This window comes from Streptomyces sp. NPDC051921 (assembly GCF_040680975.1).
In the GTDB taxonomy this organism is placed as follows: domain Bacteria; phylum Actinomycetota; class Actinomycetes; order Streptomycetales; family Streptomycetaceae; genus Streptomyces.
Map to the genome: position 1 here is coordinate 38,329 of NZ_JBFAXU010000023.1, position 20,160 is coordinate 58,488.

Annotated in this window: 23 protein-coding genes and 1 pseudogene; 14 read left to right on the forward strand and 10 right to left on the reverse strand. The window is 72.8% G+C overall.

All coding sequences use genetic code 11. From position 1 onward, the window contains the following. Complete coding sequence (locus tag AB0M16_RS27450) at nt 1–861, forward strand: phosphatidylinositol-specific phospholipase C (protein ID WP_365347460.1); 861 nt, start codon at nt 1–3, stop codon at nt 859–861. Here the strand turns inward: AB0M16_RS27450 and AB0M16_RS27455 are convergent. The 5 genes from AB0M16_RS27455 to AB0M16_RS27475 form a co-directional block, all read right to left on the reverse strand. Continuing rightward, on the reverse strand, nt 826–2,259 hold the full coding sequence (locus tag AB0M16_RS27455; protein ID WP_365347462.1) for a HAMP domain-containing sensor histidine kinase: 1,434 nt from the start codon (nt 2,257–2,259) through the stop codon (nt 826–828). The genes AB0M16_RS27450 and AB0M16_RS27455 overlap by 36 nt on opposite strands. After that, complete coding sequence (locus tag AB0M16_RS27460) at nt 2,256–3,002, reverse strand: response regulator transcription factor (RefSeq protein ID WP_365347464.1); 747 nt, start codon at nt 3,000–3,002, stop codon at nt 2,256–2,258. The genes AB0M16_RS27455 and AB0M16_RS27460 overlap by 4 nt, the downstream gene beginning before the upstream one ends. A gap of 20 nt (nt 3,003–3,022) precedes the next feature. Next, nucleotides 3,023–4,087, reverse strand: a complete 1,065-nt coding sequence (locus AB0M16_RS27465; RefSeq protein ID WP_365347466.1) for a trypsin-like peptidase domain-containing protein — start codon at nt 4,085–4,087, stop codon at nt 3,023–3,025. 145 nt (nt 4,088–4,232) lie between these two features. After that, on the reverse strand, nt 4,233–5,255 hold the full coding sequence (locus tag AB0M16_RS27470; RefSeq protein WP_365347468.1) for a LacI family DNA-binding transcriptional regulator: 1,023 nt from the start codon (nt 5,253–5,255) through the stop codon (nt 4,233–4,235). A 61-nt stretch (nt 5,256–5,316) separates the two neighbouring features. Then, complete coding sequence (locus tag AB0M16_RS27475) at nt 5,317–6,078, reverse strand: response regulator transcription factor (RefSeq protein ID WP_365347470.1); 762 nt, start codon at nt 6,076–6,078, stop codon at nt 5,317–5,319. 236 nt (nt 6,079–6,314) lie between these two features. Between AB0M16_RS27475 and AB0M16_RS27480 the strand changes: the two genes are divergently transcribed. From AB0M16_RS27480 to AB0M16_RS27510, 7 genes are all read left to right on the forward strand, one after another. Beyond that, on the forward strand, nt 6,315–7,133 hold the full coding sequence (locus tag AB0M16_RS27480; protein ID WP_365347472.1) for an alpha/beta fold hydrolase: 819 nt from the start codon (nt 6,315–6,317) through the stop codon (nt 7,131–7,133). 45 nt (nt 7,134–7,178) lie between these two features. Beyond that, nucleotides 7,179–7,433 (forward strand): MoaD/ThiS family protein, encoded by a 255-nt coding sequence (locus AB0M16_RS27485; protein WP_365347474.1) that lies wholly within the window; start codon nt 7,179–7,181, stop codon nt 7,431–7,433. A 10-nt stretch (nt 7,434–7,443) separates the two neighbouring features. After that, on the forward strand, nt 7,444–8,670 hold the full coding sequence (locus tag AB0M16_RS27490) for a hypothetical protein (protein ID WP_365347476.1): 1,227 nt from the start codon (nt 7,444–7,446) through the stop codon (nt 8,668–8,670). A 93-nt stretch (nt 8,671–8,763) separates the two neighbouring features. Next, complete coding sequence (locus AB0M16_RS27495) at nt 8,764–9,456, forward strand: DUF2993 domain-containing protein (protein ID WP_365347478.1); 693 nt, start codon at nt 8,764–8,766, stop codon at nt 9,454–9,456. A gap of 427 nt (nt 9,457–9,883) precedes the next feature. Next, on the forward strand, nt 9,884–10,729 hold the full coding sequence (locus tag AB0M16_RS27500) for a sulfurtransferase (RefSeq protein ID WP_365347480.1): 846 nt from the start codon (nt 9,884–9,886) through the stop codon (nt 10,727–10,729). Nucleotides 10,730–10,789: 60 nt separating this feature from the next. Beyond that, nucleotides 10,790–11,077, forward strand: coding sequence for a DUF1416 domain-containing protein (locus AB0M16_RS27505; protein ID WP_356061607.1), 288 nt, complete (start codon nt 10,790–10,792; stop codon nt 11,075–11,077). A 117-nt stretch (nt 11,078–11,194) separates the two neighbouring features. Then, on the forward strand, nt 11,195–11,458 hold the full coding sequence (locus AB0M16_RS27510; protein ID WP_365347482.1) for a DUF3099 domain-containing protein: 264 nt from the start codon (nt 11,195–11,197) through the stop codon (nt 11,456–11,458). Nucleotides 11,459–11,488: 30 nt separating this feature from the next. Here AB0M16_RS27510 and AB0M16_RS27515 read toward each other — a convergent pair whose 3' ends face one another. Beyond that, a complete protein-coding gene (locus tag AB0M16_RS27515; RefSeq protein WP_365347484.1) occupies nt 11,489–11,851 on the reverse strand; it encodes a DsrE family protein in 363 nt (120 codons plus the stop codon). A gap of 305 nt (nt 11,852–12,156) precedes the next feature. Here AB0M16_RS27515 and AB0M16_RS27520 point away from each other — a divergent pair, with 305 nt between their 5' ends. From AB0M16_RS27520 to AB0M16_RS27530, 3 genes are read left to right on the forward strand one after another with little or no spacing between them, the layout of a single operon-like run. Then, nucleotides 12,157–12,729, forward strand: a complete 573-nt coding sequence (locus tag AB0M16_RS27520) for an FABP family protein (RefSeq protein ID WP_365347486.1) — start codon at nt 12,157–12,159, stop codon at nt 12,727–12,729. Nucleotides 12,730–12,788: 59 nt separating this feature from the next. Then, nucleotides 12,789–13,226 carry a Fur family transcriptional regulator gene (locus AB0M16_RS27525; protein WP_365347488.1) on the forward strand — a complete coding sequence of 146 codons (438 nt, stop codon included), beginning with the start codon at nt 12,789–12,791 and terminating at the stop codon, nt 13,224–13,226. Nucleotides 13,227–13,236: 10 nt separating this feature from the next. Then, complete coding sequence (locus AB0M16_RS27530; RefSeq protein ID WP_365347490.1) at nt 13,237–14,202, forward strand: folate-binding protein; 966 nt, start codon at nt 13,237–13,239, stop codon at nt 14,200–14,202. Between the two features lie 97 nt (nt 14,203–14,299). On the opposite strand, the gene dtd is transcribed toward AB0M16_RS27530, so the two are convergent. Beyond that, the gene (gene dtd / locus AB0M16_RS27535) at nt 14,300–14,725 is read right to left on the reverse strand and encodes a D-aminoacyl-tRNA deacylase (RefSeq protein WP_365347492.1); all 426 of its coding nucleotides are present in this window, start codon (nt 14,723–14,725) and stop codon (nt 14,300–14,302) included. A 126-nt stretch (nt 14,726–14,851) separates the two neighbouring features. Here dtd and AB0M16_RS27540 point away from each other — a divergent pair, with 126 nt between their 5' ends. The 3 genes and pseudogenes from AB0M16_RS27540 to AB0M16_RS27550 form a co-directional block, all read left to right on the forward strand. Beyond that, on the forward strand, nt 14,852–15,457 hold the full coding sequence (locus AB0M16_RS27540) for an ABC transporter substrate-binding protein (protein ID WP_365347494.1): 606 nt from the start codon (nt 14,852–14,854) through the stop codon (nt 15,455–15,457). Nucleotides 15,458–15,609: 152 nt separating this feature from the next. Next, nucleotides 15,610–16,860 (forward strand): GNAT family N-acetyltransferase, encoded by a 1,251-nt coding sequence (locus tag AB0M16_RS27545; protein WP_365347496.1) that lies wholly within the window; start codon nt 15,610–15,612, stop codon nt 16,858–16,860. A gap of 46 nt (nt 16,861–16,906) precedes the next feature. Continuing rightward, nucleotides 16,907–17,102: pseudogene (locus AB0M16_RS27550) on the forward strand (hypothetical protein); the annotation flags it as partial. Here AB0M16_RS27550 and AB0M16_RS27555 read toward each other — a convergent pair. From AB0M16_RS27555 to AB0M16_RS27565, 3 genes are all read right to left on the reverse strand, one after another. Next, nucleotides 17,026–18,057: a WYL domain-containing protein gene (locus AB0M16_RS27555; protein WP_365347498.1), complete on the reverse strand. Its 1,032-nt coding sequence runs from the start codon at nt 18,055–18,057 to the stop codon at nt 17,026–17,028. The pseudogene AB0M16_RS27550 and the gene AB0M16_RS27555 overlap by 77 nt on opposite strands. Further along, on the reverse strand, nt 18,054–19,472 hold the full coding sequence (locus AB0M16_RS27560) for an MFS transporter (protein ID WP_365347500.1): 1,419 nt from the start codon (nt 19,470–19,472) through the stop codon (nt 18,054–18,056). The genes AB0M16_RS27555 and AB0M16_RS27560 overlap by 4 nt, the downstream gene beginning before the upstream one ends. Nucleotides 19,473–19,593: 121 nt before the next feature. Then, entirely contained in the window at nt 19,594–20,082 is a 489-nt protein-coding gene (locus AB0M16_RS27565) for a MarR family winged helix-turn-helix transcriptional regulator (RefSeq protein WP_365347502.1), read from the reverse strand. Nucleotides 20,083–20,160 lie beyond the last annotated feature (78 nt).

A 20,160-nucleotide genomic window follows, 5' to 3' on the forward strand; every position in this document is an offset into this window, starting at 1 on the left:
ATGGACCGACGACGCTTTCTCGCGGGCGCCGCCGCAGCCGGTGCCGCCCTCATCGTGGGCACCCCCTCCGCCCGGGCGGCCACCGCCCTCGGGACGCAGGACTGGATGGCTGCCCACGGCGACCCCACCCCGCTCCAGAGGCTCACGATCCCCGGCACCCACGACTCCGGCGCCCGCTACGGCGGCCTCTGGACCGAATGCCAGAACACCACCATCGCCCAGCAACTGGACAGCGGAATCCGGTTCCTGGACGTGCGGTGCCGGGTGACCGGGGGCTCCTTCGCGATCCACCACGGGGCCTTCTACCAGAACCTGATGTTCGGCGACGTCCTCGTCGCCTGCTGGAACTTCCTCGCGGCCCACCCCACCGAGACCGTCCTCATGCGGGTCAAACAGGAGTACTCGACGGAGTCCGACGCCACCTTCCGGGCCGTCTTCGACGACTACCTCGACAACCGCGGCTGGCGGCCCCTCTTCCGCATCGGCGCCGGCGTGCCCACCCTCGGCGAGGCCCGCGGCCGGGTCGTGCTCCTCGCCGACAACGCCGGACTGCCCGGGCTGCGCTGGGCGGACGGCACGTACTTCGACGTGCAGGACGACTACCAGGCCGAGCCGTTCGGCAAATGGCCCAAGATCCGCGACCAGTTCCGCGAGGCCGCCGGCCGGCCCGGCCCCTTCTACGTCAACTTCGTCTCCACCGCGGCCGGCCTCCCGCCCCGCTGGAACGCCGACCGCCTCAACCCGCAGGTCCACTCGCTCCTCGACGGCGAGGGCGCGGGCTGGAAGGGGCTCGGGATCGTCCCGATGGACTTCCCCAACACCCGCTCAGGACTCGTCGAGTCCCTCATCCGGCACAACTGACCGTCCCGCGTCCGCGGTCGGCGGCGGTGTCGGCGCCCCCGGCAGCCGCACCGTCGCCACCGTGCCGCCGCCGTCCGCCGCCGCGAGCGCCACCGAGCCGCCCGCCTGCCCGACCGTGCGCGCCACGATCGACAGACCGAGCCCGGAGCCCGGCAGGCTGCGCGCGGACGGCGAGCGCCAGAAGCGGTCGAAGACGTGGGGCAGTTCCTCGGGCGGGATGCCGGGCCCGTGGTCCCGCACGGTCAGCTCCCCGCGCATCAGCCGCACCTCGACCGTCCCGCGCGGCGGCGAGAACTTCACCGCGTTGTCCAGCACGTTCACCAGGGCCCGCTCCAGGGCCGCCGGCTCGGCCCGTACGTACCAGGGCGCGAGGTCCGTCTCGAAGTCGAGCTCCGGTCCGCGCAGCCGCGCCCGGTCGAGCGCGGAGCGCAGGATGCCGTGCAGCGGCACCACCTCCAGCGGGCCCGGCGTCACCGCCTCCGGCCGCGACAGCTCCTGGAGATCGCCGATCAGCGCCGCCAGCTCCGTCATCTGCGCCTTGACCGAGGCCATCAGCGCCCGCCGGTCGTCCGGCGGCAGGGCACGGCCGGTCTCCTCGCTGCGGGCGAGGAGCTCGATGTTCGTCCGCAGCGAGGTCAGCGGCGTCCGCAGCTCGTGGCCCGCGTCCGCGATCAGCTGCGCCTGCCGGTCCCGGGAGGTCGCGAGCGCCGCGGTCATCGCGTTGAAGGAACGCGAGAGCCGGGCGATCTCGTCCTCGCCCTCCACCGGGATCCGGACCGTGAGGTCCTCGGTCGCCGCCACGTGTTCGACCGCCCCGGTCAGCCGGTCCACCGGCGCCAGACCCGTCCGCGCCACCCACAGACCGGCCGCGCCCGCGCCGACCACCCCGATGCCCGAGACCAGCAGCAGCACCCAGCGGAGCGTCGACATCGAGTTGTCGACCTCGGACAGCGGCCGGGCGAGCGAGACGCCCATGCCGGGCCGGTTCGGGTCGGAGTACGTGAAGACGCGCATCTCCCGGCCGTCCTCGTCCTTCGTCGTGTGCAGCGAGTCCGTGAGCAGCCCCCGGGCCACCGCCACGTCCGAGGCCTGCCCCGGGATCGGCGCCTTGCCCGCGGTGCACACGGTGCCGTCGGTGAGGATCACCTGCACCGTGTACGGCGGCAGCGGCGGCGCCTGCCGGCCCGCCCGGCAGCCGCCGAGCACCAGGTTCAGATAGCCGTTGTCCACCTTGCTGTTGCGCAGCGCCGAGTCCAGCTCGTGCTCCAGCTGCGCCCGCGTCACGAACCAGCAGGCCAGCGAGACGGCCGCCACCGCGACCGCCACCGCGAGCGCGGTGAGCAGGGCGAGCCGGGAACGCAGCGGGCGGGACCGGAACCAGGCGAGGGGGCCGGTCATTCCGCGCCCCCACCGCCGACGCGCAGCACGTAGCCGACCCCGCGCACGGTGTGGACCAGGCGCGGCTCGCCGCCCGCCTCCGTCTTGCGCCGCAGGTACATCACGTACACGTCGAGCGAGTTCGAGCTCGGCTCGAAGTCGAAGCCCCACACGGCCTTCAGGATCTGCTCCCGGGTGAGCACCTGCCGCGGATGGGCCAGGAACATCTCCAGGAGCGTGAACTCGGTCCGGGTCAGCTCCACCGGGCGCCCGCCGCGCGTCACCTCCCGGGTGGCGAGGTCCATCCGCAGGTCCTCGAAGGACAGCACGTCGCCGCCGCCGGCCGCGGCGGCCGCGGCGGGCGCCGCGTACGAGCTGCGCCGCAGCAGCGCGCGGATCCGGGCGAAGAGCTCGTCCAGCTCGAAGGGCTTCACCAGGTAGTCGTCCGCGCCCGCGTCGAGACCGGTCACCCGGTCGCCGACGGTGTCGCGGGCGGTCAGCATCAGGATCGGCACGGTCGAGCCGGCGGCCCGGATCCGGCGGGCCGCGGTCAGGCCGTCCATGCGGGGCATCTGGACGTCGAGGACGACCAGGTCGGGGCGGTACGAGTCCATCTTGGCGAGCGCGTCGAGCCCGTCGACGGCGTCCTCGGTCCCGTACCCCTCGAAGGCGAGGCTGCGGCGCAGCGCCTCCCGGACGGCGGGCTCGTCGTCGACGATGAGGATGCGTTCGGCGCCTTCGGATTCGTATCGCTGTCCCGTCATGGAGTCAGCGTCCCACGTGCTCAGCCGGCACCGCCCGAGCGCAGGTCGTCGAGGTCGGCCTTGAGGGTGTTCACCGGGATCGCGAATCCGAGACCGACGCTGCCGGCCGAGGAACCGCTCGAGGAACTGGGCGAATACATGGCCGAATTGATTCCGATGATCTCGCCGTTCATATTGATCAACGCGCCGCCGGAATTCCCGGGATTCAGCGAGGCGTCGGTCTGGATCGCCTTGTACGTCGTCTTCGACGAGCCGGTGTCGCCGTTGAACTGCTGCCCGCCGAACTCGAACGGCCAGCCCTGGCGCGGGTCGTACTGCCGGCCCTGGTCCTGGCCCTGGCCGCCGTCGTCCTTGGCGACGGTCACGTCGCGGTCGAGCGCGGAGACGATGCCGCTGGTCACGGTGCCGGTCAGGCCCTCGGGGGAGCCGATGGCGACGACCTCGTCGCCGACCCGCACCCGGGACGAGTCGCCGAGCGTCGCCGCCTTGAGGCCGGAGGCGCCCTCCAGCTTGATCAGCGCCAGGTCCTTGTCGGGGTCCGTGCCGACGACCCGGGCGTCGTAGGTCTTCCCGTCGGAGGTCTGCACCGTGATCCGGGAGGCGCCGGAGATGACGTGGTTGTTGGTGACGATCTCGCCGTCGCCGGTGATGATCACACCCGAACCGGTGGACCCGCCCGCGGTCGAGCTCGCGGAGATCTCCACGATGGAGGGGGAGACGGCCTGGGCGACCCCGGCGACCGTGCCCTTGCTGCTCGCCGACACGTTCGTGCCGTTCACCGGGCTCGACGCGCTCGTGTTCCCGTCGGCCGTCCACTGCTGGACCAGGGTCGCGGTCCCGCCGCCGATCGCCGCGGCGGCGATCGCCACGGCCGCCATGAGCCCGACGCCGCGCCGGGCCCGGCGGTGCGGGGTGGGGGCGGCCGGGGCGGCGCCCACCGGGGCGGCCGGTGCCACGGGCGGCGGCACGTGCCCGCCGGACGGCCAGATGGTGGTGCCGGGCTCGGTGGTGATCGGCTGGGCCGGGTCGTACGGCGGCCGCGGCGGGTAGTACGGCTGCGGCTGGGGCTGCGTGTCGTCCGTCATGACCACGACTCTCGGATCCGTTCATGAGAACGGTCTGAGCGCGGGCTGAGAAGCCCGACAGAACCCTGTATGCCCGAAATAAAGATGGGCGCCCGGCCGGGGTGCGGAGGCGTGTCGCCCCGCCCCTGCGGGCGCCCGGTACGGCTCAGCCGCAGCCGCAGGAGCGGCGCACGATCAGCGCCGACGGGAACTGCTTCACCCGCTCGCGCCGCGAGCCCGACACGCGCAGCGAGTCGTCGAGGACCAGGTCCACCGCCGCGCGCGCCATCGCCGGGCGGTCCGAGTAGACCGTGGTGAGCGGCGGGTCGGTCAGCGCCGCCTCCTTGACGTCGTCGAAGCCCGCCACCGCGAGCTCCGTCGGCACGTCGATCCGCAGCTCGCGGGCGGCCCGCAGCACGCCGAAGGCCTGGTCGTCCGTCGAGCAGAAGATGGCCGGCGGCCGGTCCGGGCCGGACAGCACCTCCAGGGCCACCTTGTAGGCGTCGTAGCGGTTGTACGGCGCCTGGAAGAGCCGGCCCTCGATCGAGAGACCCGCCTCCTGCATGGCGCGCCGCCAGCCCTCCTCGTGGTCGGCGACCGGGTCGCCGACGGCCGGGGTGTTCGGGATGCCGCCCATGCAGGCCACGTACGGGTAGCCGTGCTCCAGGAGGTGCCGGGTGGCGAGCTGGGCGCCGCCGATGTCGTCGGTGACGACGGCGACGTCGTCGATCGCCTCGGGCCGCTCGTGCAGCAGCACCACCCGCGCGTCCCAGGCCTCGATCTCGCTCGCGGCCTGCTCGCTCATGCCCTGGCTGACCAGGATCAGCCCGGAGACCCGCATGCCGAGGAAGGCGCGCAGATAGTGGATCTCGCGCTCGGTGCGGTAGTCGGAGTTGCCGACGAGCACCATCTTCCCGCGCTCGGCCGCGGCCTGTTCGACCGCGTGCGCCATCTCCGCGAAGAAGGGCTGGCGCGCGTCGGGGACGACCATGCCTATGAGATCGGTCCGCCGGGACGCCATCGCCTGGGCCACCCGGTCGGGCCGGTAGCCCAGCTCCTTGATGGCGGCGAGGACACGCTCGCGCGTGGCCGGGGCGACCGGCCGGGGTCCGTTGTTGATCACGTAACTCACGACCGCGGTCGAAGTACCCGCCAGTCGCGCTACGTCATCCCGCGTCACCTTGGCCACGCGCGGAAGTCTACGCGTGGTGACCTACCTACCGGCAGGTCGCGCTGTGGCATACGCCACGTTAACGGTCCTCCACCGGAGTGAGTTCGCGCGTGTCCTCCTTGACGCGCGCCTCCGCCCGCGCCTCCGCCCGCCCCTCCGCGCGGTCCGGCTTCTCCGGCGTCACGAAGCGGTAGCCGACGTTGCGGACGGTGCCGATGAGCGACTCGTGCTCGGGGCCGAGCTTCGCCCGCAGCCGCCGCACGTGGACATCGACCGTACGGGTGCCGCCGAAGTAGTCGTAGCCCCACACCTCCTGCAGCAGCTGGGCACGGGTGAAGACCCGGCCGGGGTGCTGGGCGAGGTACTTGAGGAGCTCGAACTCCTTGAAGGTCAGGTCCAGGACCCGGCCCTTGAGCTTGGCGCTGTACGTGGCCTCGTCGACCGACAGGTCTCCGTTGCGGATCTCCATCGGGGAGTCGTCCGCGACGATCTGCTGCCGGCCCATCGCGAGCCGCAGCCGCGCCTCGACCTCGGCGGGACCCGCGGTGTCGAGCAGCACGTCGTCGATGCCCCAGTCGGCGGTGACGGCCGCGAGGCCGCCCTCCGTCACGACCAGGATCAGCGGACAGCCGGGTCCCGTGGAGCGGAGCAGCTGACAGAGCGAGCGGACCTGCGGCAGGTCGCGCCGGCCGTCCACGAGGATCACGTCGGCACCCGGGGTGTCCACGAGCGCGGGCCCCTCGGCGGGCGCCACGCGCACGTTGTGCAGCAGCAGGCCGAGGGCGGGCAGCACCTCGGTCGACGGCTGGAGGGCGTTGGTGAGCAGCAGCAGAGAGCTCATCGCGTCCCCCCTGCCGGGGTCGCGTGTGTCGTCGGTCGGTCGTGCGTCGTTCGCTCGTCCATGACGTCGGTTCCTCCTCGGTCCCTGCGAGGACGTCTGCGGCACTGCTGGGTCGTACTCACGTGTGGCTCTCGCGCCCCGAGAGCTTTTGTTCATCCGCCCGTAACAACGGTCGGAAAACACAAAAGGACCCGGGGGCTGCGTTGCCCGGATCCTCTGACAGCAGAATAGCCCACATGACTTCTGCGGCAGAGGGGCGATTTCACATGGTGGATGTTTCCTCGCTCACTTCCGTCCCACGCCGCGCCATCCTGCGCACCGTGGACGATGTCCGTATCGAGGCGGTTCACGAACCTTGTACGGCCAGTGTCACCGATACGGCGGTGGTCGTGGCGCACGGGTTCACCGGCTCGGTCGACCGGCCCGCGCTGCGGCGCGCCGCCCAGGCCCTCCGCCGCCACGCGAACGTCGTCACCTTCTCCTTCCGCGGCCACGGCGGCTCCGGCGGCCGCTCGACCGTCGGAGACCGCGAGGTCCTCGACCTGGCCGCCGCCGTCCGCTGGGCGCGTGAGCTCGGCCACGCGCGCGTGGTGACGGTCGGCTTCTCCATGGGCGGTTCGGTCGTGCTGCGCCACGCCGCCCTGGAGAAGGGGACGGACGCCCGCACGGACGCCGTGGCCGCCGTCTCCGCCCCCGCCCGCTGGTACTACCGGGGGACGCCCGCGATGCGACGCGTGCACTGGGTGGTGACCCGGCCGGTCGGCCGCCTGGTCGGGCGCTACGGGCTCGCCACCCGGATCGACCACAAGGCGTGGGACCCGGTGCCGCTGGCGCCGTTCGAGGCGGTGCCGCTGATCGCGCCCACCCCGCTGCTCGTGGTGCACGGCGACCGTGACCCGTACTTCCCGGTCGACCACCCGCTGATGCTGGCGGCCGCGGCGGAGGCGGCCGGCACCCCGGCCGAGCTGTGGCTGGAGCCCGGCATGGGCCACGCCGAGAACGCCGCCGGCGAGGAGCTGCTGCACCGGCTCGGGACCTGGCTCGCCCGGCCATAGCCCATCATGGGGGGCGGCGCGCACACGAACGAAGGGAGTGCCGTCATGGCAGCGGGAACCATCCGCTACTGGGCCGCCGCGAAGGCCGCCGCCGGAGTCGCCGAGGAGCCGTACGCCGCGGAGAACCTGGCGGAAGCCCTGGACGCGGCCCGGGAGCGGCACCCCGGCGAGCTGGCACGGGTACTCCAGCGCTGTTCGTTCCTGGTCGACGGCGACCCCGTCGGGACCCGCGCGCATGAGACGGTACGGCTGGCGGAGGGCGGCACGGTCGAGGTGCTCCCCCCGTTCGCAGGAGGGTGAACCGCACACCATGAGCAGTGATCAGCAGTACCCGTACCCGCCGCAGGACGACGCGCACGCGGCCCCGCGAGGCGGTCAGCCGTACGACCCCGGCGTCACCCAGACGTGGGAGGGGCAGACCTGGGACACCCAGTACCAGCCCACGGTCCGGCCCAGGACGCCGTCGCAGCCGCAGCAGCCCGCGTCCGCGCCGGAACCCGCGTCCTACGACACGGCCTACCTGCCGCCACAGCAGGCCCACGAGACCTACGGGCAGCAGCAGTACGTCACCGGCGGCCACCCGCTGCCGCCCGAGACGACCCATCCGCCCGCCTACGGGACGCCGGGGCACGGGGCGCCCGCCCACGGGACGCCCGCGTACGAGGCCTACGACGCCCCGGCCCAGGAGCCGGCCCACGAGCCGGCCCCGGCCGCCCCCGAGCCGGCCGCCGCCGAGCCGGGTCCCGCCTGGTCCGCGCCCACCACCTCCGGCAACACCCGGATCACCGACGCCCAGCGCGCCCGCGCCGAGGGCCGGTCGCCGATCATCGAGCCCGGGATGCAGCCGGCCGCACTGACGGCGGCGCTCGGCGTGCTGCTCGCCGCGGGCGCGGCGGTCGGCCCGTACGCGCTGCTCGTCCCGCTGCTCCTGCTGCAGGCCGTCACCGCGGCCGGCTGGTTCCGGCTCAACGGCATGTGGCCCGCCCGCCAGGGCATCGCCCTCGCCTTCCTCGGAGGCGTCGTCGCCGACGGGGCCCTGCTCGCCGTCGGCCGGGAGCACGCTCCCGCCGCGATCCTCGGCACGCTCGGCGTCTGGGTGCTGCTCACGCTCGTGCTGCAGCTGCGCAGCCCCGCCGATCCCGACGAGCGGATGTACGGCCTCATGGCCACGGTCGCCTCGGCGGCCCTCACCGTCCTGGCCGCCGGGCACCTCGGCGCCGAGCCGGACGCGGTCGTGGTGGGGGCCGTCGCGGTCGCCGCCGCCGTTCTCGCCCGGGCGGTCCCGCTGCCCGGCCCGGTCTCCGTGGTCGTCGCCCTGCTCGCCGCCGCGGGCGGCGGCATCGCGGCCGGCGGCTTCACGGACCTGGGCGCCTCCGGGGCGCTGCTCGGTCTCGGCGCGGGGGTGTGCGCGCTGGTCGGCCTGCGGGCTGCCAGCTACGACTACCCGTCGCGGTTCGTGCACATGACGGCGGGCGTGGCGCTGCCGCTGACCGCCGCCGTGCCCGCCGTCTATCTGCTGGGCAGGGCGCTCGCGTAACGCGTGCCACGCACACACGGGGAACCGACCGGCCCTCCGACACGTCGATCTTCGTGTCGGGGGGCCGGACTCGTGATCAGGGGGCTGAAACGCATGCGAGCACTGCGGATGGTGCTGATCCTGGCCGTGGTGCTCGGCGGGCTGCTCGTCGGCGCGGACCGGATCGCCGCCGGGTACGCCGAGTCCCAGGCGGCCGAGGGGGTGCGGCTGGGGGCGGTGCAGGCGGAGTCCACCGACATCGACATCAAGGGCTTCCCCTTCCTCACGCAGCTCGCCGACAGGCGCTTCGACGAGGTCGAGGTGCGGCTGACCGGCGTCCAGGCGAAGGCGGGCGGCCGCCCGGTCCGGATCGGCGAGCTGACCGCCACGCTGCACGACGTCACCCTGGACGAGGACTACGCGATCGACCGGGCCGGCAGTGCCGACGGCGTCGCCCTCATCTCGTACGCGGACCTCGCCGCCGCCTCCGGGCGCGAGGCCCAGGTCGGCTACGGCGGCAACGGGAAGGTGAAGGTCACCGGCGGCGTGCGTTTCCTCGGCCGGACGCTCACCCGCAGCGTGCTCTCCACGGTGACCCTCGTCGACGGCCACACCATCCGGGTGCGGGCCGACGAGGTGCCGGGCGAGGGCATCCCGCTCCTGGAGGACAAGGTGCGCTCGGTGACCGACTTCGACCGGCGGATCGAGGGTCTGCCGGAGGGCATGCGCCTGACGAAGGTCGAGGCGCGGGCGGACGGCCTGGCGGTCACGGTGACCGGCCGGGACGTCGCCCTGTCGGCGGGCTGAACACCCGCCGGACCCCGTTCTGATCACATGCTGAGACGCGGACGTCCGGTCCGCAGAAACAACGGGCAGGAGCCGGGCGCCGTGCCCGCCGCGGGCGATTCGCACCCCTCTGCCATCTCGCATCCCGGACGATCGCGTCTCAAAATACGACACACCGGTGACACGGCCGCCTGTCCGTCCCTACGATCGTGGGCATGAAGCGACAGGCGGATCTCACGAAGCGGCGGGCAGTAGACCTGTGCCGCATCGCCGCCATGCTCTGTCGCCCCGTCTGAGCGGGAAGCACTGCTCCCGTATTCCTCAGGCCCTACGACGCGATGTCGGGGCCACCCCTGCGCAGCCGTACGCGTCATCCCCGCACGAGCCGACGCGTACCCGCACCACCCCCTGCACGCACCGCCGCACACTGCCCCGGAGGAGAAACAGCATGGCTCGCAGCGACGTCCTGGTCGACGCCGACTGGGTCGAGGCCAACCTCGACAACCCGCAGGTCGCCATCGTCGAGGTGGACGAGGACACCTCGGCGTACGACAAGAACCACATCAAGAACGCGATCCGCATCGACTGGACCAAGGACCTCCAGGACCCGGTCCGCCGCGACTTCGTCGACCAGGAGGGCTTCGAGAAGCTCCTCTCGGCCAAGGGCATCGCCAACGACACGACGGTCGTCCTCTACGGCGGCAACAACAACTGGTTCGCGTCCTACGCCTACTGGTACTTCAAGCTCTACGGGCACCAGGACGTCAAGCTCCTCGACGGCGGCCGCAAGAAGTGGGAGCTCGACTCCCGCGACCTGGTCGACGGCTCCGAGGTCCCGAACCGCCCGGCGACGGACTACAAGGCCCAGGCCCAGGACACCTCCATCCGCGCCTTCCGCGACGACGTCGTGGCCGCGATCGGCAGCCAGAACCTCGTCGACGTGCGCTCGCCCGACGAGTTCTCCGGCAAGCTGCTCGCCCCGGCGCACCTCCCGCAGGAGCAGTCGCAGCGCCCGGGCCACGTCCCGTCCGCCCGCAACATCCCGTGGTCGAAGAACGCCAACGACGACGGCACCTTCAAGTCGGACGAGGACCTGAAGGCCCTCTACGCCGAGGAGAACGTCGACCTGGCGAAGGACTCCATCGCCTACTGCCGCATCGGCGAGCGCTCCGCGCTCACCTGGTTCGTCCTGCACGAGCTGCTCGGCGTCGAGAACGTCAAGAACTACGACGGCTCGTGGACCGAGTACGGCAGCCTCGTCGGCGTGCCGATCGAGCTCGGCTCCGGCAAGTAAGCCCCGGAACCAGAACCCCCGGACCCCTCCGGACCCCTCGACCGTAAGGAACCCAAGAACATGTGTGGAGCGCAGCCCGGCGGCCCCGACGCCTCGACCATCAAGCCCGGTGAGACCACCATCCAGGGCTACGTGACCAAGGACGGCCAGCCCGTCACCGGTTACGTCCGCCTCCTGGACTCGACCGGCGAGTTCACGGCCGAGGTCCCGACCTCCGCCACCGGCCAGTTCCGCTTCTACGCGGCCGAGGGCACGTGGACCGTCCGCGCCCTGGTCCCCGGCGGCACCGCCGACCGCCAGGTCGTGGCCCAGCAGGGCGGCCTGGCCGAGGTCGCCATCGCGGTGTGACACCGCGCCACCGAACGGCCGAAGGGCCGTGCCTCCTGGGGGGTTGGACGCCGACCAGGACTCGAGGCACGGCCCTTCGGTCTGTCCGGGAGCGGGCCGCGGTCGTACGCTGAAGGTGTGTACGCACGGCGACGGCGCGTCTACTTCTGGATGATGGGCGTCTGCCTGGTGCTCTTCGTAGGCGCCTGGGCCGTCGTGCGCCTGTTCTCGGTGCCGGCGGCCATCGCCATGTGCGTGGTCGCCATGGTCATCCCCCCGGTCGCCGCGATGATCGCGAACCGACGCGGACCGGAGGACCGCTGGTGGGACGACCCGAGCGGCGACAAGCAGTCCGACGAGTGGTGGGACGAACTCGACGGCAAGAAGCCCCCGGGGAAGTGACCCCCGGGGCCGTCGACCGCGCCGCGGTGATCAGTAGACGAGCGCCTGCGTGCCGTCCGCCATCGCCTCCTGGACGAAGACCTGGGCGCCCGCGATGCGGACGCCCTTCAGCACGTCGTCCTCGGTGATCTCGCGGCGGGCGGCGCACTGCGTGCAGAGCGTGACGCGGCCGGCGGACAGGATCGAGTCGATCAGGTCGGGGAGCGGCGCGGCGTGCGGGAGTTCGAACTCCGCCGCGCGGCCCGGCAGGGCGAACCACGAGGACTCGCCGGTCAGCCACAGGGAGACCTCGACGCCGCTCGCCACGGCGACGGCGGCCACGGTGAAGGCCTGGGAGCAGCGTTCGGGGGCGTCGGCCCCGGCGGTCACCTTGATCACGAGCTTCTTCGCCATACGCCGAACTGTAATGCGGGGCGGGACGCCCCCTGCATCGTGACCCGGCCCGTACGGGACCTGGCGTCACCGAGACCCAGCGTCACCGAGACCCACCTCACCGAGAGCGCCGGACCCCGGCCCACTAAGCTGGGGTCCGGCCCGTTCCGCCTTCACCGCTCACGAGGAGCACCAAGTGATCGTCTTTTTCGAAGTCCTGCTGGCGCTCGTCTGTGTCGCGGTCCTCGCCTTCGCCGGTCTGACCGTGAAGAAGCTGTACCAGGGCCAGCGCTGAACCCCCTCCACACAGATCGCCTGAGCTGCTCATGATCGAGATTCCGTCCGACCTCAACCCGGACCTCGTCCCCCTCGCGTTCCTGCTCGGTACGTGGGAGGGCGCGGGCGTCTCCGACTTCCCCGGCGCCGAGAAGTGCAACTTCGGCCAGTCCGTGACGTTCAGCCACGACGGCCGGGACTTCCTCGAGTACCACTCCCACACCTGGGTCCTGGACGCCGAAGGCGAGAAGGTCCGCCCGCTCGAGAGCGAGAGCGGCTACTGGCGGATCGACAAGGACCGCAAGGTCGAGATCGTCATGGTCCGCGACCAGGGCATCGTCGAGGTCTGGTACGGCGAGCTCGCCGACCAGAAGCCGCAGATCGACATCGTCACGGACGCCGTCGCCCGCACCGCCGCCTCCGGCCCGTACAGCGGTGGCAAGCGCCTCTACGGCTACGTCAAGAGCGACCTCATGTGGGTCGGCGAGAAGGCCACCCCCGAGGTGCCGCTCCGCCCCTACATGTCGGCGCACCTGAAGAAGGTCGTCACCCCGGAGGAGGTCGCCGAGATGGCGCGCAACCTCCCCGACATGCCCGACGACGGCATCGCCTTCTTCCGGTAGACACAAGTCGGCACCGGCGGGACCTGGGGTAGCCCACCGCGCCCTCCTACACTGGGGGCGTGGTGAGCACCGACTGGAAGAGCGACCTGAGGCAGCGGGGCTATCGGCTGACGCCTCAGCGCCAGCTTGTCCTGGAGGCCGTGGACGCGCTGGAGCACGCGACTCCGGACGACATCCTGGTCGAGGTCCGCAAGACGGCCTCCGGGGTGAACATCTCGACCGTCTACCGGACCCTGGAGCTCCTGGAGGAGCTCGGGCTGGTCAGCCATGCCCATCTGGGGCACGGGGCGCCGACCTACCACCTCGCCGACCGGCACCATCACCTGCACCTGGTGTGCCGGGACTGCGGTGAGGTCATCGAGGCGGACGTCGACGTGGCGGCCGAGTTCACCGGGAAGCTGCGCGAGACCTTCGGCTTCGACACCGACATGAAGCACTTCGCGATCTTCGGGCGTTGCCGGGACTGCTCACAGAAGGCCGCCGCCGGCGAGTCGTAGGCTTTTCCTCATGAAGAGCCCTCTGCTGTCCCTGCCCGGCGCCGTCCCCGCCGAAGGCCGTGACGAAGGTGTCGCCGCGCACTACGGCGATCTGTTCCGCGAGCAGCGGACCCTCGCCGACGGCACCGGTTTCGTCGACCTCTCGCACCGCGGTGTCATCGCCGTCTCCGGTGACGACCGGTTGAGCTGGCTGCACCTGCTGCTCACCCAGCACGTCAGTGAGCTTCCGGCCGGGCGCGCCACCGACGCGCTGATCCTCTCCGCGAACGGGCACATCGAGCACGCCCTGTACCTCGTCGACGACGGCGAGACGGTGTGGGCGCACGTGGAGCCGGGTACGCAGGCCGAGCTCATCGCGTACCTGGAGTCGATGAAGTTCTTCTACCGGGTCGAGGTCGTCGACCGTACGGAGGACTTCGCGGTCGTGTACCTGCCGGCCGGTTCGATCGCCGAGGTGCCCGAGGGGGTGGCCGTGCGGGAGACCCCGCACGGGCGCGACGTGTTCCTGCCGCGCGGCGACCTGGAGGCGTTCGCCTCCTCGCACGGTCCGGCCGCCGGCGTCCTCGCGCACGAGGCGCTGCGCATCGAGGCGCACCGGCCGCGGCTCGGCTTCGAGACCGACCACCGGACCATCCCGCACGAGATCGGTCTGATCGGCAGCGCCGTCCACCTGCAGAAGGGCTGCTACCGCGGCCAGGAGACGGTGGCCCGCGTGCACAACCTGGGCAAGCCGCCGCGGCGGCTGGTCTTCCTGCACCTGGACGGCAGCGAGGTGCACCTGCCGGGGCACGGCACCCCGGTGCGGCTCGCCGCGGACGGGGAGGAGGGGCGTCAGCTGGGTTTCGTGACGAGTTCGGCGCGCCACCACGAGCTGGGTCCGATCGCGCTCGCCCTGCTGAAGCGGAACGTGCCGGTCGACGCCGGTCTCATCGCGGGGAACACGGCCGCCGCGCAGGAGGTCGTCGTCGAGCCGTGAGGCACCCACGCGGCGGTGGCGCGTCCTCGTGACCGCGGGGCGTCCTCGCGGCCGTGGGGCGTTCCCGTGACCGCGGGGCGGGGCCGGCCGGTCCCCGTCAGACCTCCAGCAGGACCGTGAACGGGCCGTGGTTCGTGAGCGACACGCGCATGTCCGCTCCGAACCGGCCCGTCTCCACGTGCGCGCCCAGCTGCCGCAGCCGGTCCACGACCTCGTCGACGAGCGGCTCGGCGACCGGGCCGGGCGCGGCCGCGTTCCAGGTGGGGCGGCGGCCCTTGCGGGCGTCTCCGTACAGGGTGAACTGGGAGATGACGAGGAGCGGCGCGTTCACGTCGGAGCAGGACTTCTCGCCCTCCAACACCCGTACGGACCAGAGCTTTCTGGCCAATTGCGCCGCCTTTTCGGGGGTGTCGTCGTGGGTCACCCCGACCAGGACGCACAGCCCCTCGCCGACGATCTCGCCGACGGTCTCCCCTGCGACGACGACGCTCGCGCCGTCGACCCTCTGCACCACTGCTCGCATACGGACCAACCTACCGACTGACACGTGGAGGGCCGAACGGGTGCAGACCGCCTGCGTCGGTCGGGGCGGGAGTGGCACCATGCGGGAAGGCGGTGCGGTTCCGCACCGGTCGAGGGGACGATTCACATGAGTGCATCTGGCACCGGGCACACGCCGCCCGGTCCCGTACCGCTGACCCGCGTCGGCGGCGCCGTCGGGCGGCCGCCCGTGCAGCGGACCGCCGAGCCCGACCTGCCGGACCGGCCGCAGCCGGATCTGGCCGCGCTGCGGCTGCCCGAGCTCCGGACGCTGCGCCGCGACGCACAGGGCGACGAGGCCGATCTGAGCTACGTACGCCGGATGCTGCAGGGCCGGATCGACATCCTGCGGGCCGAGCTGGCGCGGCGCAGCGACCCGGAGGCGCCGGTCGTGGACCGCCTGTCGGAGATCCTCGCGGACACGCCGTCGCGACCGGGGGCGGCGACGCGTTCGGCGCGGCACGTGACGCTGTCGACGCCGCGCAGCGAGGAGTACCGGCGGCTCGCGGCCGAGATGCTGTCGGAGGTGGAGCTCTCGGACCTGACGGCGCGGACGGACGAGGAACTGCACACGGCGATGGGGCGTCTCGCGGGCTACGAGCAGCAGGTGTCGCGGCGGCGGCAGGAGCTCCAGCGGACGGCGGACGACTGCAGCGCGGAGATCGCCCGCCGTTACCGGGAGGGCGAGGCGCAGGTCGACGACCTGCTCGCCTGACGCGCCGCGGGCGCCGCGGGCAGCGCGGGTGGCGCGGGCAGCGCGGGTGGCGCGGGCGCCGCGGGTGGCGCGGATGGGGCGGGTGGCGCGGGTGGCGCGGATGGGGCGAAACCCGGGTGCGGAGGCCTCGTCCGGTTGCATAGCCTCGAAGGATGAGTCTTGAGGTGCGCGCGATCGACGAGACCGAGTTCCCCGCCTGGCTGCGGGCCAAGAGGGTGGGGTTCCTCCGGCCGCCGGTGGTGTCCGACGAGGAGGTCGCCGACCGGCTGCCGCACACCGATCTCTCGCGCACCTACGGCGCGTTCGACCGGGGCCGGATGGTCGCCACCTTCCTCTCCTTCGGGCAGCGGCTGAGCACGGTCGGCGGTGCGGACCTGGCCGCGAACGCGGTCAGCGGGGTCACCGTCTCCCCGACCCATCGCCGGCGCGGGCTGCTCAGCCGGATGATGGCGGATGACCTGGCGCTGGCGAAGGAGCGGGGCGACGCGTGCGCGACGCTGATCGCCGCCGAGTATCCGATCTACGGGCGGTTCGGCTTCGGCGTGGCCAGTTGGGCCACCGAGTGGTCGGTGGACGTGGTGCGGGCCGGGTTCGACCGCCGCTGGTCGGGTCCCACGGCGGAGGACGGCGGGGGCAGGATCGACCTGTCGGACGGTGCCGAGATCCGCGAGGAGGGCCCGGTGCTGCACCGTCGGTTCGCCGCGCAGCGCGCCGGGGTCACCGACCGCACCGCCCGCGGCTGGGACGTCGGCACGGGAAACTCGTACCACTCCGAGCCCTGGACCGAGCCGTTCTACGCCCTCTATCGCAACGCGTCCGGTGAGGCCGAGGGCTATGTCGCCTACACCTCCGACGACAAGTGGAACGACAACAAGCAGCCGGTGAACACGGCGAGCGTACGGGACTTCGTCGCCGTCACGCCGGCCGCGGAGCGTGCCCTGTGGCGGTACGTGTGCTCGGTCGACTGGATCACCCGGGTACGGACCGGCCACCGCGCGCCCGACGACGTGCTGCCGCTGCTGCTGCCGGACGCGCGCGCGGCGCAGGTCGTCTCGCACGCCGACATGCTGTGGCTGCGGATCCTGGACGTGGCGAAGGTGCTGGAGCCCCGGACGTACGCGACCGAGGGCACGGTCGTCCTGGACGTGCGCGACGCGGCAGGGTTCGCGGGTGGGCGCTACCGGCTCGACGCCTCCCCGAAGGGCGGCGTGGTGGCTCGGACCGGTGCCGCGCCCGACCTGGTGCTGGACGTGGCGGACCTGGCGACGCTGGCGCTCGGCGACGAGTCGGCCGTACGGCTCGTGGCGCTCGGCCGGGCCGAGGAGGCCGCGCCGGGCGCGGCGGCCCGGGCCGACCTGCTGCTGCGGACCGCGCAGCGGCCGTGGAGCATGGACATCTTCTGATCGTGAGGCGGGCTCGCCGGTGGCGGGCGGATCCGGCATCCCCGGCCGGGTGTCCGTCGTCCCGGCTTCGCTCGCCAAGGGCTTGGAGTACGACCACGTCGTCGCCGAACCGGCCGCGATCGTGGCGGCCGAGCCGCGCGGGTCTGCACCGCCTGTACGTGGTGCTCACGCGGGCGGTCTCGCGGCTGGACCTGGTGCACCGGGAGCCGCTGCCGGCGCCGCCGGCCCGTACAGGGCGCTGAGTTCGGCACCGATCCGGGCGAGGGCGCTACGGGCCTCGGGCGGGTCGAGGAGTTCCACGCGGGCGCCGAGGCCGGCGAGCTGGGCGGCGACGACCTCGGGGGAGGGTCCGGTCACCTCGACCGGGGTCCAGCCGCTGTCCGGTTCGCGGGCCCCGTACCGTATCCGCCCGCCGAAGAGGCCCTCCAGGAGTCCTTCGGTGCCGGGCGCGACCCGGCCCCGTACGGTCGCGGCCGCCATCCGGTCCTCCATCCGTGCGGCGAGCGCGCGCCAGGCGGTGCCGAGGTCGAAGCCCTCGGGGCGTACGACGGGCTCGCCGGTGGCGGTGACGGAGGTGACGCGGCTGACGCGGAAGGTACGCAGCCCGTGGGTGCCGGGTCCGGGGTGGGGCCCGGGGTCGGTGCCGGCGACGAGGTAGGGGACGCCGGTCTTGGCGGCGATGCCGAGCGGATGGACGAGCCGCTCCCTGGGCTCCTGGCCGGGGCGGGCGTAGCCGATGCGGATCTGGACGCCGTCGACGACGGCCCGGCGGAGGGCGTCGAGGTGGACGGGGCCGGTCTCGGCGCCCGTCCAGTCGGTGGCGTCGGTGACCCCGGCCCGCGCGGCGGCCTCGGCGCCGGGCCGCAGCGGCGCGGGCAGGGCCCGGACGAGTTTGCGCAGGGCGGTACGGGTGCCGGGGCCGGCGTCGGTGCCGGCGAGGAGGAACAGGGCCCGGATCTCAGGGGCGTTGAGTCCGCTGAGGTCGGTGCGGGCGCCCCCGACGAGCCGCCAGCCGCCGCCCTTGCCCGCCGTCGAGTAGACGGGCACTCCGGCGGCGGCCAGTGCTTCGAGGTCGCGGCGGGCGGTGCGCTCCGAAACCTCCAGTTCGGCGGCGAGTTCGGCGGCCGTGACGGGGGCGCCGCCCTGGCCGCGGGTCTGCAGGAAGAGCAGGGCGGCGACGAGTCGGTCGGCTCTCATGCGCCCATTGTCAGCGCCCGCCGCGCGGGCCGGCCCGTACGGAGCACGAGGAAGGCGGCGGCGAAGGCGGCGACGAGCAGGCCGGTGCCGACGGCGAAGGCGAGGTGGTAGCCGCCGGTCAGCGCCTCGGCGGTGGGACGGCCCGCGGAGGTGAGGGCCTCGGTGCGGGCCGCGGCGAGGGTGGACAGGACCGCGACGCCGACGGCCATGCCGATCTGCTGGGTGGTGTTGAACAGGCCGGAAGCGAGGCCCGCGTCCTCTTCCCCGGCGCCGGACATGCCGAGCGCGGTCAGGGCGGGCAGCGCGAGCCCGAAGCCGGCGGCGAGCAGCATCACCGGCAGCAGGTCGACGGCGTAGGAGGCGTGGACCGGGGTCCGGGTGAGCAGTCCGAGCACGCCGACGAGCAGGGCGAGGCCGGTGAGCAGGACGTTCCGCTCGCCGAAACGGGTGATGAGGCGGGCGGAGAGGCCGAGGGAGACGGCGCCGATGACGACGGCGGCGGGCAGCATCGCGAGGCCGGTCTCGGCCGCGCCGTAGCCGAGGACCTTCTGGAGGTAGAGCGCGACGAGGATCTGGAAGGAGAACAGCGCGGCGACCGTGAGCATCTGGACGAGATTGGCCCCGGCGACGGCGCGGGAGCGCAGGATCCGCAAGGGCATCAGGGGCTGCGCGGCGGTGGCCTGACGGACCAGGAAGCCGGCGAGCAGGACGAGCGCGAGGGCGCCGAGGCCGAGGGTGTGGGCCGAACCGGCCCCGTACTTCTCGATCTTGACGACGGCGTAGATGCCGGTCATCAGGCCGCCGGTCACGAGCAGGGCGCCGAGGGCGTCGGCGCCGGCGCGCAGTCCGAGACCGCGGTCGGCGGGCAGGGCGGGGAGGGCGACGAGGAGGGCGGCGGCGCCGATGGGGAGGTTGATGAAGAAGATCCAGTTCCAGGTGAGGGCGTCGGTGAGGAGGCCGCCGAGGACCTGGCCGATCGAGGCGCCCGCGGCACCGGTGAAGGCGAACGCGGCGAAGGCCTTGGCGCGTTCGCGCGGCTCGGTGAAGAGCGTGACGAGGATGCCGAGGCTGACGGCGGAGGCCATGGCACTGCCGACGCCCTGGAGGAAGCGGGCCGCGATGAGGACGCCAGGGGAGGTGGCGGCGCCCGCGAGGAGCGAGGCGGCCGTGAAGAGACCGGTCCCGGCGAGGAACACGCGTTTGCGGCCGAGGAGGTCGCCCAGGCGCCCGGAGAGGAGGAGCAGGGCGCCGAAGGCGATGAGGTAGGCGTTGACGATCCAGCTGAGGCCGACGGGGGTGAAGCCGAGGTCGGCCTGCATGGCGGGCATGGCGACGGTGACGATGCTGCCGTCGAGGACGGTCATCAGCATGCTCGTGGCGAGGACACCGAGGGCGGTCCAACGGGAAGGACGCATGACTGGCTCTCCTGTCGAAGGATGGCGACAGGAAGGACGCTAGCAGATAGTTTTGTTGCAGACCATCTATCTCGGTCTTACTGGTCCCGTGCGGCTCGGGGGCCCACCGCTCCCACCGCTCTCACGTGGTCGACTGGCGTGCCCTCCGTGCGGTGCGCGCCCCCTCGGCGGGCGTCTCCAGATGGCCGGTGACCAGCCGGTTCAGCGCCCGCACGAGCACCGCGCGCTCCTCGTCCGGCAGCGAACCGAGCGCGGCCTCGTGCACCTCGTCGACGATCCTCTGGCTCCGCGCGGCGACCTTCGCGCCCTCGGCGGTCACCGCGATGACCCGCGCCCGACGGTCCGCGCTTGACGGCCGCCGCTCGGCGAGCCCCGCCTTCTCCAGGGCGTCCACGGTCACCACCATCGTGGTCTTGTCCATGTCCCCGATCTCCGCGAGCTGCGCCTGCGTCCGCTCCTCCTCCAGCGCGTGGACGAGCACACAGTGCATCCGCGCGGTCAGTCCGATCTCGCCGAGCCGCGCCGCCATCTGCGTGCGCAGCACATGACTGGAGTGGTCGAGGAGGTAGGAGAGATCGGGCTCGGTCCGCGTGGGTGCCATGGCAGTCATACGGCCAGGGTAACGAGAAAGGTTCCGTTACGGACGATCAGCGAGCGGACGAGTGGAGTGCGTGGATGAGTACGGGGC